23 protein-coding genes are annotated in these 25,396 nt (G+C 35.7%); 7 read left to right on the top strand and 16 right to left on the bottom strand.

Going from position 1 to position 25,396, the window contains the following annotated elements; all coding sequences use genetic code 11:
• Positions 1-137 precede the first annotated feature (137 nt).
• The 5 genes from CRT24_RS03820 to CRT24_RS03800 all read right to left on the bottom strand — a co-directional run bounded on the left by CRT24_RS03820 (position 138) and on the right by CRT24_RS03800 (position 6,537).
• Positions 138-2,336 (bottom strand): ATP-binding protein, encoded by a 2,199-nt coding sequence (locus CRT24_RS03820; protein WP_099369916.1) that lies wholly within the window; start codon positions 2,334-2,336, stop codon positions 138-140.
• 349 nt (positions 2,337-2,685) lie between these two features.
• Positions 2,686-3,885: an enoyl-ACP reductase FabV gene (gene fabV, locus CRT24_RS03815; protein WP_099369915.1), complete on the bottom strand. Its 1,200-nt coding sequence runs from the start codon at positions 3,883-3,885 to the stop codon at positions 2,686-2,688.
• A 166-nt stretch (positions 3,886-4,051) separates the two neighbouring features.
• Positions 4,052-5,203, bottom strand: coding sequence for a serine hydrolase (locus tag CRT24_RS03810; protein ID WP_099369914.1), 1,152 nt, complete (start codon positions 5,201-5,203; stop codon positions 4,052-4,054).
• A gap of 7 nt (positions 5,204-5,210) precedes the next feature.
• Positions 5,211-5,942 carry a DUF3307 domain-containing protein gene (locus CRT24_RS03805; protein ID WP_099369913.1) on the bottom strand — a complete coding sequence of 244 codons (732 nt, stop codon included), beginning with the start codon at positions 5,940-5,942 and terminating at the stop codon, positions 5,211-5,213.
• Positions 5,932-6,537 carry a hypothetical protein gene (locus tag CRT24_RS03800; protein ID WP_099369912.1) on the bottom strand — a complete coding sequence of 202 codons (606 nt, stop codon included), beginning with the start codon at positions 6,535-6,537 and terminating at the stop codon, positions 5,932-5,934. The genes CRT24_RS03805 and CRT24_RS03800 overlap by 11 nt, the downstream gene beginning before the upstream one ends.
• A gap of 221 nt (positions 6,538-6,758) precedes the next feature.
• On the opposite strand from CRT24_RS03800, the gene CRT24_RS03795 reads away from it, so the two are divergent.
• Positions 6,759-7,634, top strand: a complete 876-nt coding sequence (locus CRT24_RS03795; protein ID WP_099369911.1) for a PPK2 family polyphosphate kinase — start codon at positions 6,759-6,761, stop codon at positions 7,632-7,634.
• A gap of 16 nt (positions 7,635-7,650) precedes the next feature.
• Here the strand turns inward: CRT24_RS03795 and CRT24_RS03790 are convergent, their stop codons facing one another.
• Together CRT24_RS03790 and CRT24_RS03785 are read right to left on the bottom strand one after the other, a co-directional pair.
• On the bottom strand, positions 7,651-8,439 hold the full coding sequence (locus tag CRT24_RS03790) for an SDR family oxidoreductase (RefSeq protein WP_099369910.1): 789 nt from the start codon (positions 8,437-8,439) through the stop codon (positions 7,651-7,653).
• 65 nt (positions 8,440-8,504) lie between these two features.
• Positions 8,505-8,900 (bottom strand): hypothetical protein, encoded by a 396-nt coding sequence (locus CRT24_RS03785; protein ID WP_099369961.1) that lies wholly within the window; start codon positions 8,898-8,900, stop codon positions 8,505-8,507.
• A gap of 143 nt (positions 8,901-9,043) precedes the next feature.
• On the opposite strand from CRT24_RS03785, the gene CRT24_RS03780 reads away from it, so the two are divergent.
• The 4 genes from CRT24_RS03780 to kdsB all read left to right on the top strand — a co-directional run bounded on the left by CRT24_RS03780 (position 9,044) and on the right by kdsB (position 11,938).
• Positions 9,044-9,424 carry a hypothetical protein gene (locus tag CRT24_RS03780; RefSeq protein ID WP_099369909.1) on the top strand — a complete coding sequence of 127 codons (381 nt, stop codon included), beginning with the start codon at positions 9,044-9,046 and terminating at the stop codon, positions 9,422-9,424.
• A gap of 101 nt (positions 9,425-9,525) precedes the next feature.
• Positions 9,526-10,524 carry a tryptophan--tRNA ligase gene (trpS, locus tag CRT24_RS03775; protein ID WP_099369908.1) on the top strand — a complete coding sequence of 333 codons (999 nt, stop codon included), beginning with the start codon at positions 9,526-9,528 and terminating at the stop codon, positions 10,522-10,524.
• A 4-nt stretch (positions 10,525-10,528) separates the two neighbouring features.
• A complete protein-coding gene (locus tag CRT24_RS03770) occupies positions 10,529-11,143 on the top strand; it encodes a deoxynucleoside kinase (RefSeq protein WP_099369907.1) in 615 nt (204 codons plus the stop codon).
• A 51-nt stretch (positions 11,144-11,194) separates the two neighbouring features.
• A complete protein-coding gene (kdsB, locus tag CRT24_RS03765) occupies positions 11,195-11,938 on the top strand; it encodes a 3-deoxy-manno-octulosonate cytidylyltransferase (protein WP_099369906.1) in 744 nt (247 codons plus the stop codon).
• A 43-nt stretch (positions 11,939-11,981) separates the two neighbouring features.
• Here the strand turns inward: kdsB and fabF are convergent, their stop codons facing one another.
• The 5 genes from fabF to CRT24_RS03740 all read right to left on the bottom strand — a co-directional run bounded on the left by fabF (position 11,982) and on the right by CRT24_RS03740 (position 16,488).
• Positions 11,982-13,226 carry a beta-ketoacyl-ACP synthase II gene (fabF, locus tag CRT24_RS03760; RefSeq protein ID WP_099369905.1) on the bottom strand — a complete coding sequence of 415 codons (1,245 nt, stop codon included), beginning with the start codon at positions 13,224-13,226 and terminating at the stop codon, positions 11,982-11,984.
• Positions 13,227-13,781: a TetR/AcrR family transcriptional regulator gene (locus tag CRT24_RS03755; protein WP_099369904.1), complete on the bottom strand. Its 555-nt coding sequence runs from the start codon at positions 13,779-13,781 to the stop codon at positions 13,227-13,229.
• A gap of 142 nt (positions 13,782-13,923) precedes the next feature.
• Positions 13,924-14,832, bottom strand: coding sequence for an aldo/keto reductase (locus tag CRT24_RS03750; protein ID WP_099369960.1), 909 nt, complete (start codon positions 14,830-14,832; stop codon positions 13,924-13,926).
• The gene (locus CRT24_RS03745) at positions 14,822-15,499 is read right to left on the bottom strand and encodes an FKBP-type peptidyl-prolyl cis-trans isomerase (protein WP_099369903.1); all 678 of its coding nucleotides are present in this window, start codon (positions 15,497-15,499) and stop codon (positions 14,822-14,824) included. The genes CRT24_RS03750 and CRT24_RS03745 overlap by 11 nt, the downstream gene beginning before the upstream one ends.
• Positions 15,499-16,488 carry a glycosyltransferase family protein gene (locus tag CRT24_RS03740; protein WP_099369902.1) on the bottom strand — a complete coding sequence of 330 codons (990 nt, stop codon included), beginning with the start codon at positions 16,486-16,488 and terminating at the stop codon, positions 15,499-15,501. The genes CRT24_RS03745 and CRT24_RS03740 overlap by 1 nt, the downstream gene beginning before the upstream one ends.
• A 146-nt stretch (positions 16,489-16,634) precedes the next feature.
• Here CRT24_RS03740 and CRT24_RS03735 point away from each other — a divergent pair, with 146 nt between their 5' ends.
• Positions 16,635-17,540 (top strand): zinc dependent phospholipase C family protein, encoded by a 906-nt coding sequence (locus CRT24_RS03735; protein ID WP_257213965.1) that lies wholly within the window; start codon positions 16,635-16,637, stop codon positions 17,538-17,540.
• Positions 17,541-17,593: 53 nt separating this feature from the next.
• Complete coding sequence (locus CRT24_RS03730) at positions 17,594-19,471, top strand: TonB-dependent siderophore receptor (RefSeq protein WP_099369959.1); 1,878 nt, start codon at positions 17,594-17,596, stop codon at positions 19,469-19,471.
• A gap of 15 nt (positions 19,472-19,486) precedes the next feature.
• Here the strand turns inward: CRT24_RS03730 and CRT24_RS03725 are convergent, their stop codons facing one another.
• From CRT24_RS03725 to dnaE, 4 genes are all read right to left on the bottom strand, one after another.
• On the bottom strand, positions 19,487-19,837 hold the full coding sequence (locus CRT24_RS03725; protein WP_099369900.1) for a helix-turn-helix domain-containing protein: 351 nt from the start codon (positions 19,835-19,837) through the stop codon (positions 19,487-19,489).
• A gap of 35 nt (positions 19,838-19,872) precedes the next feature.
• A complete protein-coding gene (locus CRT24_RS03720; protein ID WP_099369899.1) occupies positions 19,873-20,214 on the bottom strand; it encodes a type II toxin-antitoxin system RelE/ParE family toxin in 342 nt (113 codons plus the stop codon).
• Positions 20,215-20,489: 275 nt separating this feature from the next.
• The gene (gene trxA, locus CRT24_RS03715) at positions 20,490-20,807 is read right to left on the bottom strand and encodes a thioredoxin (protein WP_094256329.1); all 318 of its coding nucleotides are present in this window, start codon (positions 20,805-20,807) and stop codon (positions 20,490-20,492) included.
• Between the two features lie 98 nt (positions 20,808-20,905).
• On the bottom strand, positions 20,906-25,327 hold the full coding sequence (dnaE, locus tag CRT24_RS03710) for a DNA polymerase III subunit alpha (protein ID WP_099369898.1): 4,422 nt from the start codon (positions 25,325-25,327) through the stop codon (positions 20,906-20,908).
• Between the last annotated feature and the right edge of the window lie 69 nt (positions 25,328-25,396).

The following is a 25,396-nucleotide window of genomic DNA, read 5'->3' as shown; positions in this document are numbered from 1 at the left end:
AGGTTATTATGCCTTCAATTTAATTCGCAAATATAAATTTTTTAAGCGAGGTTTTTAGCTATAAAAGTATCTATTTACGATTCATAGAAGCGAATGAATCTTAACAATAGGAAAATGGAACTTTCTAATAAGAAATTTTACTTAGTATTTGGAAACAACAAATGTATAGTGGTGCCTTTTCCAAGTTCGCTCTCTATCTTTATTTGCATACCCAATCTATCCACAATGCGTTTTACGATAGAAAGGCCTAACCCAGTTCCTTCAAAATTCCCTGCATTAGACAATCTTTTGAATGAATCAAATATCATGCTGAGCTCTTCCTTAGCTATACCAATTCCATTGTCGGCAATAGTATATTCTACAAACTCATGCTTAATTTTAGAATCAAAATGAATTTTTGGATAATTTCCTTTTGCGCTGTATTTGACAGCATTTCCAGTTAAGTTTTGAAACAATTGGTAGACAATGGATTTTTCACCATAAACCGGTAATATAGTTCCATATGTTACTTCAGCATGTTCTGCTTGATAGCGGATTTGACTAAACTCCACAATTTGACTCAGGAATTCATCAACATACACAGGCTCCATCTTATACTCATAACTCTTCACTTTAGAGAACTCATGGACACTACGGAGCAATTCTCCAATCACTTCAACGGCGTCTTTCGTATTTTTGAGCATTCTATTCCGTAATTCTTCCTTCATGTCGGGGCGTTGTAACAACATTTGGGTAGAAAGATTAATTGCGGATAGTGGATTTTTAAGGTCATGACTGACTGTATTGGCATAGTTATCCAAAGCACGATTTAGGTCGCCCACTTCCTTATTTAATTTATCAATTTCTTGGGAGAAATTATTTGCACTTTGGAGAATCAATTCTCTTAATCTTTTGATGAAATAGATTTCATCTTCGCCCCAAGGCTCAGAAGTTCCGACTGTTTTTTGGATCCATATATCCAGGTAAGGATGCTCCTCATGGGTGAAAATTTCATTTGAAAGATTCATTCCAATTCTTCTGACAGGTTTTTCAACCCATTTCCTCTGAAACTCCTTTTCTTTCCTGAACCACAGGATGGTACAGCTTTCATCCATTTCAACATGCAGACCAGCTAAACCAACAAAACGCTCAGCGTTTATTTCTAGCTGTTCTCCATACTTCATGATAAATTCATGATCCGCATAATATTGTTCCTTGCATTCAGACTTCAGCAAAGCTATGATTTCAAGGATTTTTTGCTCACCAATAACAATATTATAGGCATACATGCGGCCATTGATAAAGATGACCATCGAATCAGCTTTGGCATAATAACAAAGTTCTTTTTCAAGAACCCGCAATGATTCGGCTAGATTATTTTTGAGAACAAGTTTTTCCTTGAGTTGGAGTTCAAAATTCCGGATATCGTCATGAAATTCCTTTTCATAATTTTTTTGTTCTTCAGCATACCTGTTCACAGCCATTTGGATAAAATAAACCAAAGCCTCTCTTTTCAAGAGGTTGATTTTTTTAGCTTCTTGACTTTGACAGAAAATGAAACCCCATAATTTACCATCAATCTGCAAGGCAACACTTAAGTTTGAATTTACGCCATCCTTCAGCATATAAGCAGCATGGATCGGCGAAACCATCCTTATGTTAGTCTGAGATAAATTTGGTTCATACTTAGGGTTTGAAATAATACGAATTGTAGGACCATCGATTTGGGCTGCATAACGATGCACGTTGACCTGGTGAATGTTTTTTGCTAATTTGAAGATATCCATATCTGGATAATAGCACCCTAAGATTCCCTCCAGTTCATTGTTGTCAATTGACTCAGCTATAATGAGTCCGTTTCCGCCTTCAACAAATTGAAATACACGGATACGGTCAAAACCACTAATCTTGGTTATATAAGAACATGCAGCTTGCCATATATTCCCTTTATTCTTCGACAATAGCTTGTCTACGATTTCAAATTTTGGAAAAAAAACATTCGAGTCCTCAAATTTCTTTTCAAACTCAAGGTAAATCAGGTCGTTTAATAAATAGATGTTTAAATAATATGAATCCTCTTTAATGAATACCTCCATCAAAACACGTTCATTGATATCATTAAGAACTTGATGGACAGCCTTATTAATGCTTGCAACATATTTCGGAAAATAATCTGTTAGGATATTCCACAAATTAAGACCCAAGCAATCGGAGAAGTCTTCACAAAGCCACTCGTCACAGTTTTCACTGCCAGCAATCAGGTTAAATTCAGTATCCGTAATTAATAGATATCCGAATTCTTGAATGCCTTCGCTCAAGAACATGTGTTCGTCTTTAATAAGAACCTGATTATTCATTTATGTTAATTCATAGTTAGTGGTTTGTTTCAATCTAGATAAAGATTTATTTTATCATGGATTAATGGGGTAAATTTAAAAAAAGAAACAAATTTTTTCTACTTATTTATGTAATAAAAATATGCTATACTATAAATAAACCCATTTTTTGTGATTTTTTGACCGTCATCTATTTAATATTAAGTGATTAAACACATATTTTATTTCATTTCAAATAGATTGTTTAAAACGAACATGGATTTATTAAATTATAATAAATTTCGTTTTCCAAAAAAACAAACGAATGCAAAGCAAAAAAATGCGTCAAGAATATTATATTCTTGACGCATTTCTTAAAATTTAAGATATGTTATTCAGCTAAACTAGGTACTTGAACCAGTTCGCTTGTATCTTTATTATAATCTATCGCATCAAAGTTGAATCCAAACAACTGGAAGAAGTCATCACGGTATCCTTGGATATCAGAGATTTCTTCTAGATTCTCAGTGTTTGCTTGTTCCCAAAGTTTTGCAACTTCTGCTTGAACATCCTCTCTCATTTCTAAATCGTCAACACGGATTCTTCCTTTTTCATCCAATGGGATTTCACCGTCAATATAAAGACGCTCTGCAAATAAGCGCTGCATTTGCTCAATTGTTCCTTCATGAATTCCTTTTTCTTTCATTACTTTATATAACAATGAAATATACAATGGAACGACAGGGATAGCAGAACTAGATTGAGTTACTAAAGCTTTGTTTACAGAAACATAAGAAACTCCATTAAGATCTTTCAATAAATCATTGATTGCTGGTACAGTTCCTTCCAAATCGTCTTTTGCACGGCCAATTGTACCGTTACGGTAAATAGGGTAAGTCAATTCAGGACCAATATATGAATATGCTACAGTCTTCACACCTTCTGCCAATACACCTGCTTCTTTAAGGTCTTCGACCCAGAACTTCCAATCTTCACCACCCATTACAGCAACTGTATTTTTAATATCATCTTCCGAGTCTACCGGTTGGATACTGATATCAGATACAACACCTGAGTGGAAATCAACAGTTTTATCGGTAAAAGGCTTATCAATTGGCTTCAACACTGAAGCATGTTGAACACCTGTTTTAGGATGTGTACGACGAGGAGAAGCTAAAGAATAGATCACTAAATCAACTTGACCAAGGTCTTTCTTTATCAAATCAATTGTTTGTTTTTTGATTTCATCAGAAAAAGCATCGCCATTGATACTCTTTGCATATAATCCTGCAGCATGTGCTTCTTTCTCGAATGCGGCACTATTATACCATCCTGCTGTTCCTAATTTCCCTTCTGAGGCTGGTTTTTCAAAAAATACTCCGATAGTAGCAGCTCCCGAACCGAAAGCAGCACTAATACGTGAAGCAATCCCAAATCCGGTAGATGCACCGATTACTAAAACTTTCTTAGGACCGTTTTTGATCTCTCCTTTGGATTTTACGTATTCGATTTGGTTCTTGATATTCTCTGCTGCTCCTTCCGGATGAGCTGTTAAACAGATAAAACCTCTAGTTCTTGGTTGAATAATCATATTGCTTAATTGTCAATTTGAATAATTTTTACAAAAGTAGTTAATTTAAATCAGTATTTAGATGTTATCCCTTAGGATATAGACCCCAAACAAACCTCAAATCTGCTCATTGAGACACTAAATTCTAATTATCAATTACTTTCAGAATTAATTGTGAATCCTTTATTTATTTTTTTATAAAATCAGTATACAGTAAGTTAATAACTTCTTTGGACATCATGATATCCTCATTCCTATCCAATGTTGGAATACATCCATTCGTGATGACGATAAACCCAAATTTCTTCTTGGGTTCAAAAAACATATTGCTATAAAGTCCATATGCTGAACCCGTATGGCCAATCATATGTTCTCCTGGAATCAATCGGTCATTCTCCAAAAGAGCCAAACCGTAATTCTCTTTTGGAGAAAGACCTGTTTGCATCTTTTTGGAACTAGCCTTTGAAATAATTTTGGTTTTTCCTGATTTACCATAATTCATATGCATCATCATATATTTTGATAAATCATGGGCAGAGATTTTCATGCCCCCTGTTGGGGAAAAAACAGGTGTACTCACACCCATGGTATAGTTTCTTATCTCTTCTGATCTAGGGTTATATGCAGCTTTCTGTTCAACATATTTCCCATCTTCTTTTTCATATAATTTTGCAATTCTACGCTGATCTAATGAATCAACACAATAACCAGCATCCAGTCCTAATGGATTCAATATTTGCTGTTTGATGTAATTGTCAAAGCGTACATTGGTCAATCGCTCCAAAACAGCTCCTATCATATTAAAGTTCAAATTACAGTATTCATAATCCGTCCCAGGTTCATAGGAATTGAAAGATTTTTGCCAATCTTTAGTTTTGGTCGTATCCAATACATCTAACGTAAAATAGCCATTGCTGTCATTGAGACTAGAACGATGCGAAAGCATCATTTCCAGAGTAATCTTTGTGTTTGGAAACTTAGGATTTCTAACTTTAAAACCTATTAGGTCGCTGATATCATCATCTAATGATACTTTACCAGCTTCCACCAATTGCATAATCGCTGTCGAACTGAAAGATTTTGAAATGGAAGCAATCCGAAACAAGTTGTCTGTTGTCAATGGTTCTTTGGTTTCCAAATCTTTATAACCAAAAGCTTTTTCATATACAGGTTTCCCGTTCTTTACCACAACAACTGCTAAGCCAACGGCATCGTACTTATCTGTGATCTTCTTGAGCTCAGATTCAAAAGTAGCTGTTTGAGCATGGATTCCGGTTGAATATATTGCAGCGAAAATTAATAGAATTAAGGCTTTAAAACCTTTTTTAGTTTTATTCATGGTATGATTAAATTATATTTAGTGCATGTTTAAGTGCTATGGCCACCAACATTCCCAACCCAAAACTCAATAAAGTCCCTATCAGCACATATTCTGTAAACTTAGTGTCCTTCGCATTCGTTAGGTCGCCAAATCTAAAAATTGACTTAGCAGCCAACAAAAACCCAACTCCTTCCATAAAATCCATTAATATAAATCCCAAGATCATGGTTCTTTCGATAATCCCTATGATCGTTCCTGCATCAAATAAGGTTTCTTTCCTTTTAACATTGAATTCTGATTCTTTATTCCATTTGCTGAAAAAGATTCTGATTCCAATTGGAATAACAAAAACTATCAATAATATAGCAATCAAGTACAACATAACATGATTGGCTGAAATATCTGCCGTCATGGTTTTGAATACTTCGGGATGGGTAAAGAAATATACACCGAATATACTTGCCAAATGCAAAGCCTGGTCGATCAAGAATATTCGCGCTGGGTTGGCTGGCCATCTTTGCTCCCATCCAATTTTCAAGCTATCGATGGCTAAGTGTGCTGCTACTAAGAATAGAATGTTCTGCCAATTTCCTGCTAAGTCATTGATAAAAAACAAAATCAGCAGTCCAGCATGGACAGCAACATGATATAACAGATATTGGATCTTGGTTTTCCGCTTGTCTACCCATGATTTCGGTTGAAGGACAAAGTCCCCTAAAATATGGGCAGTCAACATTTTAAGTAAATCAGTTAACATATCGCTTTAATTCTTTAGTACAATAATCGATGACCTGGTTGATTTTTGTATAATTCGCTTTCCCCAATTCAGTACTGACTTGGCTTTGGTGCTTTTTACCCGTAATTCTTGTCAATTCCGTTTGATTTGCTTTAGGATTGTCCATGGCTGCCTGAACCGTTTCGGCCATATTTGCAGTCCATTGGTCAGTTAATCTAGTCGATAAAGTTAAAATTAAATTTATACATTCATCCAATTCTTTCCATTGAGATCGAAATTCCAAACTTTCCTTTGTCAAACTATCCAAGGATTCTCCCGATAGAATAAAAGCTTCTCCAGTTGATTTTTTGATATCCTTATCTATAAAATCAACTTGCCCAACTCCTACTCCTATCCGCACATCCATCCCCTCGAACTGACGCATCTCCGCCTTTAGATAAAACAAAGCCTTAAAACAATCTTCCAAAGAAACTTCAGCCTGGAAACTATCTCCCCTAAAAATATCATAAGACTTTGCGTATCGCTTGATTCCCCGTTCAAATTTTGGCAACCATTCACTCGCCTCGTATGACCGTGAGTGGATTACATCGCCCGTCAATATTACGTGATACTTCATTTTTTCTGTGATTAAGATTCTCTATTTACTTTACAATCATCGAATCTAATGATATTTTAAATTATCACTCATATCAATGATAAATAAAATTATCACTTATTTTAGTGATAATCTAAATTATCACACATTTAAATGATAATCTAAATTATCATTAAATTTAATGATAATCAAATGAAATAGAAACAAAATTTTAGTAAATTGTGTTACCTAAAATAAAATCTATGGCAAACTATTCTAAGAAATTAGCTGCTAAAAGCAATTTTAAATTAAAAGAACACCCTACTAACATAAAGGATGAAATCAGTAAAGACGATGCAAAAATTGAACTCAAGGAATTGAGGAAAAAGATTGCAGCATTGCAGGATAAAATGTACGCAGATGATAGATACAGCGTATTAATATGTTTGCAAGGGATGGATACTTCCGGGAAAGATTCGTTGATTCGAGAAGTATTCAAGGAAATGAATGTCAGAGGAGTGGTCGTTGAAAGTTTCAAGACGCCTACAGAATTAGAATTGCAGCATGATTACCTGTGGAGACATGAAATAAGGTTGCCCGAGAAAGGGAAATTCACTGTTTTCAATAGAACGCATTATGAAAACGTACTAGTGACTAGAGTGCATCCTGAATATTTATTGAACGAACGGATTCCAAATATTACAGATCCACAAAATCTTCCGAATGATTTTTGGGAAATGAGGTTTGACCAAATAAACAATTTTGAGAAACGACTAACTCAAAATGGTATGATTATCCTTAAATTCTTCTTGAATGTCAGCAAGGAAGAACAAAAAGAAAGACTATTGAGCAGACTGGAAGAAGAAGAGAAAAACTGGAAATTCTCACCCGGGGATTTAAAAGAAAGAGCTTTATGGGATAAATATATGGAATGTTATGAGGATGCAATCAGGAATACAACTAAGAAAGATGCTCCTTGGTATATAATTCCATCGGATTCCAAACCCATCAGCAGATTCTTGGTAGCTAGCATCATCTATGAAACTCTATCAGAATATAAAGACATCCACTACCCTGAGATGCCAGAAGAGGTAGAAGAACACAAAAGAAAGTATAAAGAACAATTGGAAGCTGAATAGCTTCCAATTGAATTTCTTAAAATATAAAATCAGAAAGCCCTCCATCTAAAGGAATGGAAGCTCCCGTCAAAAAGGAAGCATAAGGTGAAGCCAAGAAAGCCACCAAATAACCATATTCTTCAGGCTTGCCCAATCTTTTGACAGGCATACTATCAATTCTTCTTTTTTCAATAACCTCCACATCAACACCCTCACTCTTAGCCTGATTATTCATCAAATCATGTAAACGATCTGTGCCAAAGTAACCCGTTAAAACAGAATTGACGGTAATTCCATCTGCAGCAACCGCTTTTGAAAGAGATTTACTCCAGCTAACCAGCGCAACTCGCATAGTATTGGAAAGAACCAATGAGTCTTGAGGCTCTTTGACAGTCAAGGACGAAACGTTAATGATCCTTCCAAAACCAGCATCACGCATTGAATTCAAAGCCAAACTCGAAGCATAGACAGCATTCTTGAACAATAAATCAAATGCTTCCTGATAATCAGAAATGGACTTGTTCATTACCGTTCCTGCAGAAGGGCCATTCGTGTTGTTTACTAAAATATCGATAACATGCTCATCAAAGAACTTCTTTAAATTTGATTTATGAACCTCAAAATTCATAAAATCTGTAGCGATGTATCCATGTACTTGCCCTGCTGTTGTGTCCAATTCTGTTAAAACTTGCTTCAGCTTATCCTCATTTCTTGCCATCAAATAAACTTCTGCTCCACAAGCAGCCAATTCTTTGGCGATAGCTTTGCCAATTCCAGCGGTTCCACCGCCAACAAGAGCAGTTTTGCCCGTTAAATCAATATGCATATCAATAATTTTGAAAGACTAAATATAGTGATTCAAGTCAAAATAAAAATTTTGGCAAGTATAGACTACTCGTCGTTTTTTGGATACCCTTCCTCGTCTAAATCATCGCGGTAATCTTCGGCATCTCTAGACAATTCTTCATCTTCTTTAGAAACCCTCACAATACTTTCACCTTCAATATGCATGTTATTGTCATCCAAATTTTCTTCTCTCAATTCTTCCAAAGGAGCGTATTCATCACCAACATAAGGGTTAGCAGAGTCATAGGTAGAATCATCATCAGCAGCACCCTCACTTATGGTGTCATAATCCGATGGGTGTTCCCAATCTGGATCTCTGTCATTGACATCAAGCTCATACGAATCTTCTTCTGAGTCATAAGCAAGATTATTAGGATCTCTAGGTCCTTGATCATCATCATTCAACTTGTTCTTCTTTTTATTCTCATCTGAATTTATCATAACCATTGTTTTTTAAAATGTACTATTAGAACCTTCCAAACAACCTATTTGTTTGCATACACATTGAGAGTTAATCTTAATTTAACCGTTGTATGGAAAAGGATAATTGATTATATTTACGATAACACTTATAAACTTTTGTTATGCAAACTAAAACTGAGTACCTTATTTGGGACAAAATTGTCTCAAGTGCGAAAAGTCGTTTTGATTCTGAACTATATGCTAATAAGTTCAAGAATATGAATCCGGAACTGTTTGACAAATTAATCTTACATATTATTGTTGGATTTGCTTCAGGTGAAGATCACGAGAGCATCTCAACCAATCTTCACAATGAAATAGAGCATTTGGGAATTGACATCAGGGAAGGTGTTATTGACACCATTGTCTCAGACAAACATGTCGTTTTCAGTTGTGAGATATATGCTGCATACCTAACCTTTTCCATGTTGGAAGATGGAGCCCAAGAAGCGGAAGTTTTAGGTTATGTAACGGACTTATTGGAAAACCCTCAACTCTACTAAACCTAGTTTAAAACACCTTTTAGCACGATTATCTTACGACAGCTTAACATCGATTTAACCTGTCTGAATTTTCCTGTTTTTTATGTAACTTCGCAACTAATATGGAAACCGTTGTTAGTGGTATTAGAAGTACCGGAAAATTACACCTTGGAAATTACTATGGAGCATTGAAGAATTTCGTCAAAATGCAAGACGAGTACAATTGCTTCTTTTTTATCGCAGATTTACACTCTTTAACTACTCACCCAACGCCACATGGATTAAAAGAAACTGTGCGCAATGTCGTAGTAGAATATCTTGCCGCTGGACTTGATCCAGAAAAATCAACCATATACGTACAATCAGATGTACCTGAGGTGGCTGAACTTTACCTATATATGAATATGAATGCATATTTGGGGGAACTTGAGCGCTCAACAGCATTCAAGGATAAAGTAAGAGCAAATCCTAACAATGTCAATGCAGGACTATTGACTTACCCAGTATTAATGGCATGTGATATCTTAATTCACCATGGAACGAAAGTACCGGTTGGAAAAGATCAAGAACAACACTTGGAAATGACAAGGACTTTTGGAAATAGATTCAACCGATTGTATGATGTTGATTATTTCAAAGAATCATTTGCATTTACCTATTCTGATAAGTTAATTAAAATCCCTGGGCTTTCAGGTCAAGGAAAGATGGGCAAATCAAATGGTGATGCCGACTGTATTTACCTTTCTGACACTGAGGAGGCTGTTCGTAAAAAAATAATGCGTGCTGTAACTGACGCTGGGCCTACTCAAGAAAACCAAGAAAAACCTGAAGCTGTTCAGAACCTTTTTGATTTGATGAATGTAGTATCTACACCAGATACAGTTCAACATTTTGACAATCTATATAATAAAGCTGAGATCCGTTACGGTGATTTCAAAAAACAATTGGCTGAAGATATGATCATTGCTACTAGCGAAGTTAGAGCAAGAATCAATGAAATCAACCAAGACGACGCATATATTGCTAAAGTATTGAAACTTGGAGCTGAAAAAGCGCAAGCAAGTGCTCAAAAAACAATGAAAGAAGTGCGTGAAATCATCGGTTTAAAAAAATTGTACTAGAATTATGCATATAGCTATCGTTGGAAATATTGGTGCCGGTAAAACTACTTTAACAGAATTATTAGCTAAGCACCTGAACTTTGAACCTCAGTTTGAAGCCGTAGAAAACAATCCTTACTTAGAAGATTTCTACAGCGACATGAAACGCTGGGCATTCAACCTTCAAATCTTCTTCTTGAATTCTAGATTCCGCCATATTGTTGATCTGCAAAACAGAGACATCAATATGATCCAGGACAGAACAATCTATGAAGATGCTTATATCTTTGCAGAAAACCTCTACGATATGGGGTTGATGAGTGCACGTGACTTTGAAAATTATTCCGATATCTTTCAGAGCATCGTGAATTATATCAAACCTCCAGATCTCCTTATCTATCTAAAAGCCTCTGTTCCTACCCTAGTGAACAATATTCAAAAAAGAGGACGTGATTATGAATCTGGAATTCGCTTGGACTACTTATCGAAACTAAACGATAAATACGAAAAATGGATCAATAATTATACAGAAGGAAAACTATTGGTATTAGACAAAGACAACTTAGACTTTGCAAATAACCAAGAAGATCTCGGTAAGATTATCCAAAAAATAGAAGCCGAACTTTTCGGTCTGTTCTAATCAAAATATTTTAAAAGCCGATTTTCATCGGCTTTTTTTTATTTTTATCCTATGAAAGTTATCGGAATAATTCCCGCTAGGTATGAATCCACAAGGTTTCCTGGCAAGCCATTGGTAGACATTGGCGGATTATCAATGATCCAAAGAGTTTATAATCAGGTTAAGCATGCAAGTTCTTTAAGTGAAGTCGTAGTGGCGACCGATGATCAAAGAATCTTTGACCATGTAAAGAGTTTTGCTGGAAACGTTGTGATGACCAGTAAGGATCATCAGTCTGGCACTGACCGATGTGCTGAAGTCATCAACAGTATTTCAGGATTTGATGTGGCAATCAACATACAAGGCGACGAGCCTTTTATCGATCCCCAACAGATTGACCTACTTGTCTCATGTTTTGAAAAACCAGAAACTTCAATCGCGACTTTAGTAAGACCTATTACTGAATTAGCAGACCTCGAAAATGTCAATAAGCCAAAGGTTGTTCTGAACCATAATAATGAAGCGCTATACTTCTCTAGACAACCAATTCCTTACTTTAGAGGATTAAATATATCTGAATGGCTCTCGAATGCTCCTTACTATAATCATATCGGTATATATGGATACAAAATCGATGTTCTAAAAGAGATAGCGAAACTTCCAATATCTAAGCTTGAAACTACAGAGTCCTTAGAACAATTAAGATGGTTGGATAACGGATATAAAATACAAGCTGCTGTTTCAAATCATATCAATGATGCAATCGATACTCCCGAAGATTTGGAGGCGATCTTAAAGAAATATTTTAGATCTTAAAACAAAAATGACCAAGTTATAGCTTGGTCATTTTTGTTATCGATTAATCTGTATACTTTTTGAAAATACTAGAGGCTATATGTCCTCCAAAACCGAAAGTATTGTTCAGCGCATAGTTGACAGGCTTCTTGATACTAGTACCTAATGGAAAGTTGAAAGAGTTTGCAAATGCAGGTTCAATCTCGGTAGTATTGATTGTAGCAGGAATTATGTCCTCACTTACAGCTTTGATACAAACAATAGCTTCAATGGCTCCAGCTGCTCCTAATAAATGACCTAGCATTGATTTTGTAGAACTAACGCTTATATCCTTGTTTTCTCCAAAAACTCTAGTCATAGCCTTCAATTCACTTATGTCGCCTGCTGGCGTCGACGTAGCATGAGCATTGATGTAATCAATCTCATAAGGTTCAATATTTGCCTCTTCTAAAGCTGCTAACATTCCCAAGTAAGCACCCTCTCCTTCTGGATGTGTACCAGTCAAATGATACGCATCTGCAGCCATACCACCTCCAACGATTTCAGCAATAATATTTGCTCCACGCTTCTTCGCATGTTCTAATTCCTCAAGGATGATTGCTCCTGCGCCTTCTCCCATCACAAATCCATCTCTATTGACATCAAATGGTCTTGAAGCTTGGCCAGGATTATCATTATTGGTTGATAATGCTCTTGCAGCATTAAATCCACCAACCGAACTCTCTGTAATTGCTGCTTCAGATCCTCCAGTTACTATCATATCTGCCTTATTCCATTTTATATAATTAAAGGCATCAATAATTGAAGTATTGGAAGTTGCACATGCTGAAACAGTGGCAAAATTAACTCCCCTCAATCCATACTTCATGGAAATAACACCTGAAGCAATATCAACGATCATTTTAGGAATAAAATATGGGTTAAATCGAGGTACCCCATTTCCTAAGGCAAACTCTGAAACCTGCTCCTGAAAGGTCTCGATCCCTCCATTACCTGAACCCCAGATAACTCCTATTTTGTTTCTATTTAATTGCTCGAAATCAATGCCGGCATGTTTGACTGCCTCATCAACGGCAACCAGAGCATATTGAGTATACAAATCATATTTGCGTAAATCAGCTTTTTCTATAACCTCTAATGGATCGAAATCTTTAACCTCGCAAGCAAATTTTGTCTTGAAATTACTTGTATCAAATTTTGTGATATTTTTAGCTGCAGATTTACCTGCAACGATAGCTTTCCAAAAATCTTTTATCGTATTGCCCAATGGACTAATCGCTCCAATTCCAGTAACAACAACTCTTCTCATTTAAATATTTGTTAAATTATTAATAATGGCATTCTTAATATCCCGAAAATCATGTTTATAGGTGATTCTTGTCAATTGTTCCGCACCTAAAATATTCGTGATTAATAATAAGGCTTTGGTCCTATTATCTTCTTTGAAAATAAATACCTCCAAACTCTTCCCTTCCTTCAATGTTTCTGATAACCAATGCAAGGTATTGTCCATCAAAATCTTTAATTCCGTTTGAATTTCTGAAGTAAAGGTGTTATAATCATTACTTAAAGAACCTAGAATACTTCTTTTGCCTTCTTTCCTCCCAAAACTGTAGACATTTAAAAACATGGTAATTTTCTGCAATGGATCAGAATTACTGACATTCTTTTTAAATCGTTCCAATTGAATCACATGTTTTTGAATAATAGCTATAACTAAAGATGTTTTAGTTGGAAAATGATAATGAATAGAAGCATTCTTTATATTCAACTGCTTAGAAATATCACTGAAGCTAAAGGCATTGTAACCTCTATCCCGTATCAGTGTATCTCCTAGTTGAATGATTTTATCTCTTGTATCCATATAGTATTTTATATTTACCTACTAGTAGGTAGGCAAATATAAGAATAATATTTCTAAAAGAATTCTAACAAGAAATAAAAAAGGTTACCCACATTGGATAACCTCTTTTAAATCTTAAAATGATAAATTTAAATTCTTGATTTTATTTCCTATGGTCCTGATACTTAATTTCTTTTGGCAGTACATTAAATAAAGGACTATAAGAATCAATATTTAATGTGCTCATTTCTTGGAATACATTATCCAATGCATTTACCTGTGTTTTGGTTCTTATGCCAAGCACACAACAAGCAACTGGCTCATGTAATAAAGGATATTTTAAAGCTAATGCAAGACTTGATACATTCAACTCATTAGCGATTGCGTTTATTTTCTTTTGAATATCAAGGACATCATGGACTGAATAACTAAGATATTTTTGTGCTGCTTTCTTTATTAACAGCCCTTGGGCAACTGTTCCTCTGGCAAGAACAGAAATATTTCTTTTTGACAATTCTGAAAAATATTCTTCTGGTCTACGATCCAAAATACTGTACTGCATCATATCTGAAACTATATTACTATGCTCAGCATAATTAAGAAATACATTAGGACGAATAGATGAAATCCCGTAATAACGGATTTTCCCCTGCTTTACCAGTATTTCAAATGCTTCAACGATTTCTTCAAAAGGATCATCAATAGTTCCACCATGCAGCTGATAAAGATCAAGATAGTCAGTTTTTAAACGTCTAAGTGAATCTTCAACAGCTTTTAGAATATAATCTTTACTTGGTTTCCAATCCCATCCACTTCCATCTTCACGCCACTTATTACCTACCTTGGATGCTAAAATCCATTTATCTCGCTCACCAGATAGAAGTCTCCCTATCAATTCTTCGTTTTTACCTTTATCATATAGATCTGAAGTATCGAGATAATTGATTCCCAATTCCCTAGCATGATTTATGATATAAGAATTGGTATCATCCTGACCTTGAACCAAGGACATCGCTCCCAACCCTACCTCAGAAATTTTCAAATCTGAATGACCTATTTTATTATATTGCATTTTCATTAGGTGATTTGATGTCCAACAATTCTACTTCAAATATCAGGGTGCTATAAGCTGGAATCGGTCCACTTGCTCGTTCACCATATCCAAGTGAATGAGGAATAAAGAATCTATATTTAGAACCTTTGTTCATCAATGGAATTCCAATTTTCCAACCTTCGATCATTGACTTTAAATTAAGTTCTAAAGGTTCGCCACGATCATACGAGCTATCAAATTGTTCACCAGTATAAATTTTACCCACATAATGAACGGTTAAGGTATCCTCTAGCGTCGCTTTCAATCCTTCCCCCTCTTTGATAACCTCATATTGAACCCCCTCAGGAGTAACTTTTACGCCAGGTTTCTTTTTGTTTTGATCCAAAAAATCTTGTGATGCTTTTTTCAGACCTGCATTTTTTTCTTCTTGAATTTTCATTAATCCAGCGCGAATTACGCCTTCGCGTTCCTCATCTTTCAATAATGTTGCTTTTCCATCTAGAACATCACTGACAGCTTGCATTAAAAGAGTTTTATTCAGTGGGAGCTCCATTTTTTTGAGATAAGATGCCAAGTCTTGACCCAATGCATAGGACAATGAATCAGTGCTATTCGATAATTTCTGAGCATGAACACTTTTCGAACTCAAGGCTAAACAAAAAAAGATTCCTAAAATATACTTCATTACGGTTTATGTTTTTTCACGATGTTATCTACTATCTCAGCAGTACAATCTTGGTAGTCTACATTTACTTTAGATTTGGCATTGAGCCACGACTCAATATCCAATTCTGATTTCTTTTTCAAGCTTTTTATAACCGGAACTCCGATTTCTTCTAATGAGGCAGCATTTAAATGCTGTTCATATTGATTTTTCATCGGAATGACCAACAACTTCTTGCCTAAGTACAAAGCCTCAGCAGGTGTTTCAAAACCAGCTCCGCAAAGCACACCTGATGATTCTGCCATACTCTGAACAAAAGCGTCGCTATTAATCGGATTAATAGAAACATTCTTCATCCTAAAGGGTTTCTTGTTATGTTTAGAGAATACTTCCCACTTTACATCAGGAAACCTCGAAAGATGCTTTAAGAGATGCGAATCATCGTAAGATGGTAAATATACGGTATAATGTCCTAAATCTTTAGGATCTAATTGCCTAACTGATTGACGGATGACAGGAGTGAAAATATGGGAAGCATAGGATTTAAAATGAAATCCATAAGAAATATTGGCAGGAGCATAATTTTTCATGATGAATTTACCCAACATATCCGATTCTTCGGGCTTAGGACTTGAGGGGTCAAAAGCTCCAATCTGGTGGCTTAAACCAATGCAGCTTTTTTCTTTGAAGTAACATCCCCATGCTGAAATTGGCTCAAAATCATTGATCACCAAATCATAATCTTCAACAGGTACCGAATTTACTTCTTTAACGAATTTACGGACAGTGGAACTCATAAAGGTCTTCCAAAGATCGACACCACCAGATTTCCCAAAAATAAAACTCAAACCATGATAACGGTATTTCACCTCAAATGGCAATACGATATCGGCTTGGATACCACTGATTAAAACGTCTACTTGTCCATATTCCTGAAGGCAGGGAATAATATCAATTGCCCTACATAAATGCCCATTTCCAGTCCCTTGAACAGCATATAATATTTTCATCGATTCCGAATTTGACTGTAACAAAGTAACAAATTTCAGTTAATATGTTTAGAAAAAACTCTAGATATCTTAACTAAAAATTATTAATTTTCGATAAATCTCTCGTAACCAACATGAAACGCTGTGTGACTGCAATAGCATTTTTTATGTTAACGTTCATTGTATCGTCTTGGGGATTTCAACCTCATAAATTGATCAACCTTAACGCCATCTTCACGCTCCCACCAAATCTCGCCATATTCTATAAAAAACATAGCTTCCAAATCCGTGAATTTGCCGTAAATGCAGATAAAAGAGTATATATCGACCCCAAGGAATCGCCAAGACATTTTATCGATCTTGACAAAATTGAAAATACCGATTCATTGTTGATACCTTGGTATAAAGTCAGAGAAAAATTCAATGAAAAAATAATTTTAAGCAAAGGTATTGTCCCTTGGCAGATCGACAATTCATATAGGCAACTAGTTAAGGCTTTTTACAACAAGGATATTGCAAGGATAATCAAGCTTTCTGCAGATTTGGGACATTATGCTGCTGATGCGCACGTGCCACTACATACGACTAGCAATTATAACGGTCAATTTACTAATCAGATTGGAATTCATGCTCTTTGGGAAACTCGAATACCTGAAATGTTTCACCATAAATACAAACTTATGGTAGGCCCAGCAAAATATATAAACAATGTCCTGGATTTCGCTTGGTCAACAGTTCTCGAAAGTCATCATTTACTCGATTCCGTATTGACAATAGAAAAACGACTCTCCAAAAATTTACCCAAAGTTTTGCAAAGAGCATATATCCAAAGAGGACAACAAATACAAACTAATTATTCCGATTTCTATGTCATATCTTATCATTTAGCTTTGAATGGAATGGTACAAAGAAGGATGAAAAAATCCATACACGCGATTGGGTCTTTGTGGTATAGTGCATGGGTGGATGCAGGACAACCTGATCTATCAAAATTGGAAAAAAGATCTATTGAAAATGACAGTATCGATTTGACTATAAATAAAATACCAAAAGGAAGGCAAGAATGGCATTAAAAACTTCGTTTGCTGTAAACATTTTAACTAATTTTGGCAAAATTTTAATTAGAATGTCAACTAAGAATTTATTATTTCTTCTGTGCTCATTACCTACTGTTGTTTTTGCACAAAACATAAACTCCGATACTACCAATATAGATGAAGTATTAATTCAAGAAAATAGATTCCAAATTCCTTTTAACCAACATAGTCGAAACATTCAGGTCCTCACCCAAAAAGACCTCAAAAATCTGCCAAGTACCAGTATTAATGAGGTTTTAAGATATGTGTCCGGATTGGATATTAGACAAAGAGGTCCATTTGGAACCCAAGCTGACATAGGTATTGACGGCGGCAGTTTTGATCAAACTTTACTTTTGATCAATGGTGTTAAATTGTCTGATCCTCAAACAGGTCATCATATGCTCAATATTCCAATTCCATTGGAAGCCATTGAAAGAATAGAAATCCTGAGAGGACCAGCATCTAGAATGTATGGAATCAATGCCCTAACTGGAGCTGTAAATATTGTTACCAAAAAAGTTGACCACAATTCTGTTTATGCACATTTATATGCGGGAAGCTCCTTCAAAAAGGTGGAAGAAGAAGATAAAAGTGGCATTTATTATGGTAGTGGTATACAGGTTGGTGGAACATTGAACGCACAAAAACACCAACACCAGCTTTATGCCACCAAAGAACATAGTAACGGTCAACGCTACAATACGGGCAGTAATAATGAAAGGTTGCATTACCAAAATAATATCATCTTGAATCAGGACAATAGGATACAGATGATGGCGGGATATATCAATAATAAATTCGGAGCAAATGGTTTTTATGCAGCACCTGGTGATAAAAATTCCGAAGAGATTGTCGAAACATTTCTGTCGAGCATTACCTCTCAACATCAGATTAATGAAAAGTGGTACTTGAATCCAAGGATAAATTATAGGTATAACGAAGATGATTATAGATATTTCAAAGATGATTTAAGCAAAGGTAGAAGTCAACATTATACACATTCTTTCTCAGGTGAATTGCACGCTTATAGACAATCTAAATATGGTGATCTGGGCCTAGGGGTTGAATCAAGACATGAATCAATTAGCAGCTCTAATATTGGTGACCACAACCGTAATAATTTAGGGATGTTTACAGAATTTAGGTCAACCTATTTCAGGAATTTTATTTTCAACTTAGGAGCTTATATTAACTATAATACCGATTATGATTGGCAAGTTTTCCCGGGGTTGGATATCAGTTATTTAATTAATGATCATTGGAAAGTCTCTGCCAGCAGCGGAACAAGCCAAAAAATCCCAACTTTTACAGATCTTTACCTCAACCAAAGACCTGGAAACATTGGAAATCCAGACCTGAAAAGTGAAAATGCATGGCAGAATGAAATCAGCACATCATTCCAAAAAAACAGTCTTACCCTAAAAGGAGGATACTTTTACAGAGATATCGACAACTTCATCGACTGGGTCAGAGCATCCACAGATGAACCATTCCAAGCCCAAAATTTAGGGAACAATAAAACACATGGCTTTTTCAGCAATATTTTATACAATCATAAAATAACAGAAAATAAAAACATAAACTTCAACTTTTCTTATACATATTTAAACCCTTCTATTATAAATGATTATAAGAACACTATAATCAAATACGGAATCGAAAGTTTAAAGCATCAAGCGATTGGAACAATCAGTTTTCAAACAGGAAATTGGACTTTCAGTACTGCAAATAGAATGCTTGAGAGAAGTTCTAAAAACTCTTATTTTGTTTCAGATGCAAGAATCTCCTTCCAGAAATCTAGCTATATGATCTATACCGATATGCAGAATATATTCGATGCACAATATATAGAAGTTGGAGCGGTACCAATGCCAAGCCGATGGGCAACATTGGGGTTTAGATATAGGTTATCGGTAACAAAGTAACTTTTAGAAATACCATTAAGGAAAATCCAGTTGGTCTTCATCATCTAACACAACACTTATTTTAAGCTTTGCATTAAGGGCTACAAAAACTTTAGAAATAATTTTTAGAGAAATATTATCATAGCCAGATTCTATTTTACTTATTTGGGATTTTTTTACTCCGATTTTTAATCCAAGCTCTTCCTGAGAGAGGTTTCTTTTTTTTCTAATTTCTCTAATTAACTCCTGAATGGTTTCAACATTTAACTCTTGTTCATACCTTTCTCTCTCAAAACTTCCTTCAACACCTATCAATTCATCTTTCAAAGTATCTAGGGAAGTAAGCTGATTATAGTTCAATCCATTAATTTTTATAGAATCCTTCATATTCCTCTTGTTAAATTAAATAACTTAATATTTTATCATGAATGACCACTTTTAAATATTTTTTCATATATTTTTTCTGCTTTTTTTATTTCATTTTGGGGAATTTTATTACTTTTTTTCTTAAATCCTGAAAGAACAATAATTGTGGTTTCATCATTAATTTTATAATGTTTAGTAATAAATCTAAACCAATGGTCTTTTGTTTTCAATTTACACTCATAAAAATCTTTTGTACCAGACATCTTAGCATAATAATCTCTAAATAGTCCTAATTTTACTTTATCAAAAGTCTTTAATATTTTTTCTACCGATTTAGAATCTAAACAATATATAAAACCCTTAACTTCTTCAGTAAAAATTATTTTATAATTCAACATAAACAATCGCCAAATTATAAATATAACTATTATTTAAAAATATTACTGAGGTATTGAAATAGTTTCTAAATATAGAAACTAATAATCTAAAAATCGTAAGTAATGGTTAATAAAATTGATTATTTTTAGATATAAAAACTAACAGTCTATATCAAGTCATATGTCTTGTGTCTATTGTCTTATGTCTAATTCTACCCCAAGTCCCACATCTCACATCTCACATCTCATATCCAGAAAACAAAGAAGCCGCTTTTTTGAGCGGCTTCTTTGTTTTCTTATAATTGTTTCTCTAATTTCTCAGTTAGAACTGATTTTGGAACGGCACCGATTTGTTTGTCAACAATTTCACCGTTTTTAAAGAACAACAACGCTGGGATATTTCTGATTCCATAACGTACAGAGATGTCTGGGTTGTTGTCAACATTAACTTTACCCACTACTGCCTTACCTTCGTATTCAGTTGCAATTTCGTCTACCAATGGACCAACCATGCGACATGGGCCACACCATTCTGCCCAAAAATCGATTAGTACTGGTTTATCTGATTTCAATACAACTTCATCAAAGTTGCCATCTGTAATTTCTAATGCCATTTTGATTATGTTTTATGTTTTACAATTTTATAAACACAAATATAAGCAATCACTTATACATGTTATTTTATTACGCCTATTATTTTTTTTATAACCTATCAATTTAATTTATAACGAACGTTTTCAAGAGCCTCAAGGCCATCCAAAAATTCATTGGTTATAAATATCTTCTTCTTCTTAACTGGCATTTCTATAGAAAGCTCATCCTGAAGATCCATGATCATAAATTTCAATTGACAATTCGCTTCCTGCCCTTCTAATTGTGTGCAGCTAACCAATTCTTGTAAGGTATGCATAAATTCTTGATTTAAGGCATGCAAAGGAAATTGAATCGTAAAGCTTTTGGCCATCTTCTCGCGGAGGTCTGATAGCAACTGAATCCCTTTTAACTCAAAACCCCAATTTCCAACCTGTTTGAAACGCTCTTGAACCAATCCGCGGATTTGAACAAAATATCCTTCCTGCAAGTAACCTTTGAATTTAACATAATCTTCTCCGAAAACCATAATTTCAAATGAATCCGAATAGTCTTCAATAATAAAAGAACCAAAAGGCTTGCCAGATTTAGCTACACGATGGTTAGCCATTTGCACAATACCACCTACGACAACCTCTTTATTCTTAATTCTATTAAATTCAAGCAACAGTTCTTGTTCTACCTCTGCCGCTTTGACTTTATTGATCATCTGCAAGTCCGTCACATTGTTTGGACAGAAATGCCTCATTTCAAATTTATAGTTATCCAAAGGATGGCTGGTTAAATAAATACCAATAACATCCTTTTCATATTTCAATTTCTCGATCAAGCCCCATGGTGGACATGGGTTTAAGGTTGGCTCTGGTAGTTCCACAGCGCCACCGGCACCAAACAGACTTACTTGAGCAGAATTTTCATTCTCACGGAATTTGTGAGCAAACTTAATGGCCTTTTCGATACCAGAACTGCTGTCAGAGTCCGAAAAGAAATATTGGGCACGATGGGTATCTGTAAATGAATCAAACCCTCCTCCATAAGCTAAACTCTCAAATGCTTTTTTGTTGATCATACGTAGATCTACGCGCTTCGCCAAATCAAAAATTGACTTGTAAGGTCCGTTGCTTCTACTATTTACGATAGTATCTACAGCTCCAGCACCTACTCCTTTTACGGCCCCCATTCCAAAACGTATAGCACCCTCGTCATTTACCGTAAATTTATAATGCGATTCATTAACATCCGGTCCTAACACTGTTAAGCCCATGCGTCTGCACTCTTCCATAAAAAACGTTACTTGTTTGATATCGTTCATATTATTGGAAAGTACAGCAGCCATATATTCTGCAGGGTAATGTGCTTTTAAATATGCAGTTTGATACGCTATCCAAGCATAACAGGTCGAGTGCGATTTGTTGAAGGCATAAGATGCAAAAGCTTCCCAGTCAGTCCATATCTTCTCAAGGACTTTCGCACTATGACCATTTGCTTCAGCTTGAGAAACAAATTTAGGCTTCATCTTGTCCAATACAGCCTTCTGCTTCTTACCCATTGCCTTACGCAATACGTCGGCATCACCCTTAGAGAAACCTGCTAATTTTTGAGAAAGAAGCATTACCTGCTCCTGATAAACCGTAATACCATACGTTTCACTTAAATATTCCTCGCAGGCATCTAAGTCATAAGTAATAGGTTCAATACCATGTTTACGCTTGACGAAAAGGGGAATATATTCCATTGGTCCTGGACGATACAATGCGTTCATCGCAATTAAATCGGCAAATACAGTAGGCTTCAATTCCTTCATGTATTTCTGCATCCCAGGCGACTCATATTGGAAAACCCCAACAGTCTCCCCTCTTTGGAATAACTCGTAGGTTTTTACATCGTCGATAGGGAAATTATCAGGATCTAATTCTATATCATGGCTTAACTTCACATTCGCCACTGTATCTTTGATCAGTGTTAATGTCTTAAGCCCCAAGAAGTCCATCTTCAAAAGTCCAGCACTCTCAACAACGGAGTTGTCAAATTGAGTGACATATAGATCAGAGTCCTTCGCTAAGGATACCGGAACAAAATTCGTAATATCATCTGGAGTAATGATGACCCCACAGGCATGAATTCCCGTATTACGCATCGAACCCTCCAATACGCGTGCTTGCTTGATGGTCTCAGCTTCAATACCGGCACCATCAGCCAAGGATTTCAGCTTATTTACAGCCTCCAATTCCTCACTCCGCAACACCTCTTTCAATGCCTTATCCTCCAAGTTGAAGATTTTGCTCAGTTTTAGGTTTGGAATTAGCTTGGCAATTTCATTTGCATCTGATAATGGCAAATCCAGTACCCGCGCCGTATCTTTGATCGAAGATTTGGCTGCCATAGTACCATAGGTAATGATCTGAGCAACTTGAGATGCTCCATATTTGTCAATTACATATTGCATAACCCTACCACGGCCTTCATCGTCAAAGTCAATATCAATATCGGGCATGGAAACACGGTCAGGATTCAAGAAACGCTCAAATAGTAGGTCATATTGAATTGGGTCGATATTGGTAATACCTAGACAATATGCTACTGCGGAACCAGCAGCAGATCCACGACCAGGACCAACAGAAACCCCCATTTCTCGAGCGGCAGCAATAAAGTCCTGAACGATCAAAAAGTAACCTGGATACCCAGTTTTTTCAATAGTGGCAAGCTCGAAATCCAAACGTTCCCGGATAGAATCCGTAATTTCTTCATAGCGCTTTTCTGCTCCAATATAGGTTAAATGTTTCAAAAAGGCATTTTCACCTCGTTTGCCGCCATCAACTAAATCTTCAGCAGATTGAAACTGCTCAGGAATCTCAAACTTAGGCAATAGGACATCGCGGTTCAACGAATAAACCTCGATCTTGTCTAATAGATCCTGGATATTGATAATAGCCTCTGGAATATCAGAGAACACTTTCTTCATCTCTTCAGCAGATTTGAAATAGTACTCTTGATTTGGTAAACCAAACCTAAATCCACGGCCACGCCCCTTAGGAGTCGAAAGTTTCTCGCCATCCTTTACACATAACAGGATATCATGAGCATGCGCATCAGATTTATTTACATAATAGGTATTGTTGGTTCCTATCAATTTAACCTGATGTTTCTTAGCCAATTGGATCAATGAGTCATTTACTCGATTCTCATCCTCTTGACCATGTCGCATCAATTCAATATAAAAATCTTCCCCAAACTGCTCCTTCCACCATATCAATGCTTCTTCAGCCTGAACCTCACCAATATTTAAAACTTTGCTCGGAACCTCACCATTCAAATTTCCGGAAAGTACAATTAAATCTTGTTTATATTTTTCTACGGTCTCACGGTCAATACGTGGCACATAATAGAATCCTTCTGTATAAGCGATAGATGCCATTTTGGCCATATTGTGATAGCCATTTTTATTCTTTGCTAAGAATACGACCTGATAACCATTGTCTTTCCGACTTTTATCCTTGCGATTATCACAAACATAAAACTCACAGCCTACAATTGGTTTAATCGGCCTGCCATCATACTCCTCACCTTTCTCAATTGCTTCGGCCATCTTAGCCTCAACATCTTTGTTATGACCCAACGTTTTGCTCACAAAATGGAAAGCACCCATCATATTGCCATGATCGGTCATAGCTACTGCTGCCATTTTGTGCTTTGCAGCAGCTTGGATCAAACTATCAATAGAGATAGTGGATTGTAGTACTGAAAATTGAGTATGATTATGTAAATGTGCAAATTCTGCTGCTTTAAATTTAGCTAGAGTCTCAGGGTCAATAACAACCTTTTTCTGACCCATGCTCTCTGCTTCGCGAATAGCATCTGAAGCCGCCTTGAGATTAATATGTTTTAACCCGACTGATTCAATAACCTCAGGGTTCTCCTCTTTAAACTCAACAAAGTATCCAGTATCCGTTTGAAGTTCTTGAGGAGTAAAAACCTCCTTCCTGATTAACTCAAAGAAACATCTAGTCGTAGCCTCCACATCGGCAGTTGCATTGTGCGCCTCTGCAAATGGAACTCCAAATAAATAGCTATGCAATTCAGTAAGGTTTGGCAATTTATAACGACCGCCCCTACCTCCAGGTAATTTTAATAGATCAGCAGTAACTTCTGTACAAGTATCCAAAATAGGCATTGAAGCCATGGGGCTTTCAACCTGATACCTGTAGAATTCACAGCCCATAATATTGATATCAAAACCAATGTTCTGACCTACTACAAATTTGGCCTTTGATAAAGCCTCATTAAACTTAACTAAAACATCAGTTAAGGGTATACCCTCAGTTTCAGCAAGCTCTGTGGAAATACCATGAATTTTCTCCGAATCATAGGGAATATTGAAACCATCAGGTTTGATTAAATAATCTTGATGCTCAACTAATCGCCCCATTTCATCATGCAATTGCCATGCAATCTGGATACATCTCGGCCAATTATCAGTATCTGTAATTGGTGCATCCCAACGCTTTGGCAAACCCGTCGTTTCCGTATCAAAAATTATATACATAGATTTCTTCCTAACTCAATATATCGTTGTTCACTTCCTCTAATAACTAACAAAATTAATTATTATTAT

Origin of the sequence: Sphingobacterium sp. 1.A.5 (assembly GCF_002734235.1) — a bacterium.
GTDB classification, from domain to species: domain Bacteria; phylum Bacteroidota; class Bacteroidia; order Sphingobacteriales; family Sphingobacteriaceae; genus Sphingobacterium; species Sphingobacterium daejeonense.
Note: the sequence above shows the minus strand (reverse complement) of the source record. Positions and strands in the feature narration are given on the sequence as shown.

Coding starts and splice junctions, on each gene's coding strand:
- CRT24_RS03820 (WP_099369916.1), bottom strand. CDS start 2,336: ATGAATAATCAGGTTCTTATTAAAGACGAACACATGTTCTTGAGCGAA.
- fabV (WP_099369915.1), bottom strand. CDS start 3,885: ATGATTATTCAACCAAGAACTAGAGGTTTTATCTGTTTAACAGCTCAT.
- CRT24_RS03810 (WP_099369914.1), bottom strand. CDS start 5,203: ATGAATAAAACTAAAAAAGGTTTTAAAGCCTTAATTCTATTAATTTTC.
- CRT24_RS03805 (WP_099369913.1), bottom strand. CDS start 5,942: ATGTTAACTGATTTACTTAAAATGTTGACTGCCCATATTTTAGGGGAC.
- CRT24_RS03800 (WP_099369912.1), bottom strand. CDS start 6,537: ATGAAGTATCACGTAATATTGACGGGCGATGTAATCCACTCACGGTCA.
- CRT24_RS03795 (WP_099369911.1), top strand. CDS start 6,759: ATGGCAAACTATTCTAAGAAATTAGCTGCTAAAAGCAATTTTAAATTA.
- CRT24_RS03790 (WP_099369910.1), bottom strand. CDS start 8,439: ATGCATATTGATTTAACGGGCAAAACTGCTCTTGTTGGCGGTGGAACC.
- CRT24_RS03785 (WP_099369961.1), bottom strand. CDS start 8,900: ATGATAAATTCAGATGAGAATAAAAAGAAGAACAAGTTGAATGATGAT.
- CRT24_RS03780 (WP_099369909.1), top strand. CDS start 9,044: ATGCAAACTAAAACTGAGTACCTTATTTGGGACAAAATTGTCTCAAGT.
- trpS (WP_099369908.1), top strand. CDS start 9,526: ATGGAAACCGTTGTTAGTGGTATTAGAAGTACCGGAAAATTACACCTT.
- CRT24_RS03770 (WP_099369907.1), top strand. CDS start 10,529: ATGCATATAGCTATCGTTGGAAATATTGGTGCCGGTAAAACTACTTTA.
- kdsB (WP_099369906.1), top strand. CDS start 11,195: ATGAAAGTTATCGGAATAATTCCCGCTAGGTATGAATCCACAAGGTTT.
- fabF (WP_099369905.1), bottom strand. CDS start 13,226: ATGAGAAGAGTTGTTGTTACTGGAATTGGAGCGATTAGTCCATTGGGC.
- CRT24_RS03755 (WP_099369904.1), bottom strand. CDS start 13,781: ATGGATACAAGAGATAAAATCATTCAACTAGGAGATACACTGATACGG.
- CRT24_RS03750 (WP_099369960.1), bottom strand. CDS start 14,832: ATGCAATATAATAAAATAGGTCATTCAGATTTGAAAATTTCTGAGGTA.
- CRT24_RS03745 (WP_099369903.1), bottom strand. CDS start 15,499: ATGAAGTATATTTTAGGAATCTTTTTTTGTTTAGCCTTGAGTTCGAAA.
- CRT24_RS03740 (WP_099369902.1), bottom strand. CDS start 16,488: ATGAAAATATTATATGCTGTTCAAGGGACTGGAAATGGGCATTTATGT.
- CRT24_RS03735 (WP_257213965.1), top strand. CDS start 16,635: ATGTTAACGTTCATTGTATCGTCTTGGGGATTTCAACCTCATAAATTG.
- CRT24_RS03730 (WP_099369959.1), top strand. CDS start 17,594: ATGTCAACTAAGAATTTATTATTTCTTCTGTGCTCATTACCTACTGTT.
- CRT24_RS03725 (WP_099369900.1), bottom strand. CDS start 19,837: ATGAAGGATTCTATAAAAATTAATGGATTGAACTATAATCAGCTTACT.
- CRT24_RS03720 (WP_099369899.1), bottom strand. CDS start 20,214: ATGTTGAATTATAAAATAATTTTTACTGAAGAAGTTAAGGGTTTTATA.
- trxA (WP_094256329.1), bottom strand. CDS start 20,807: ATGGCATTAGAAATTACAGATGGCAACTTTGATGAAGTTGTATTGAAA.
- dnaE (WP_099369898.1), bottom strand. CDS start 25,327: ATGTATATAATTTTTGATACGGAAACGACGGGTTTGCCAAAGCGTTGG.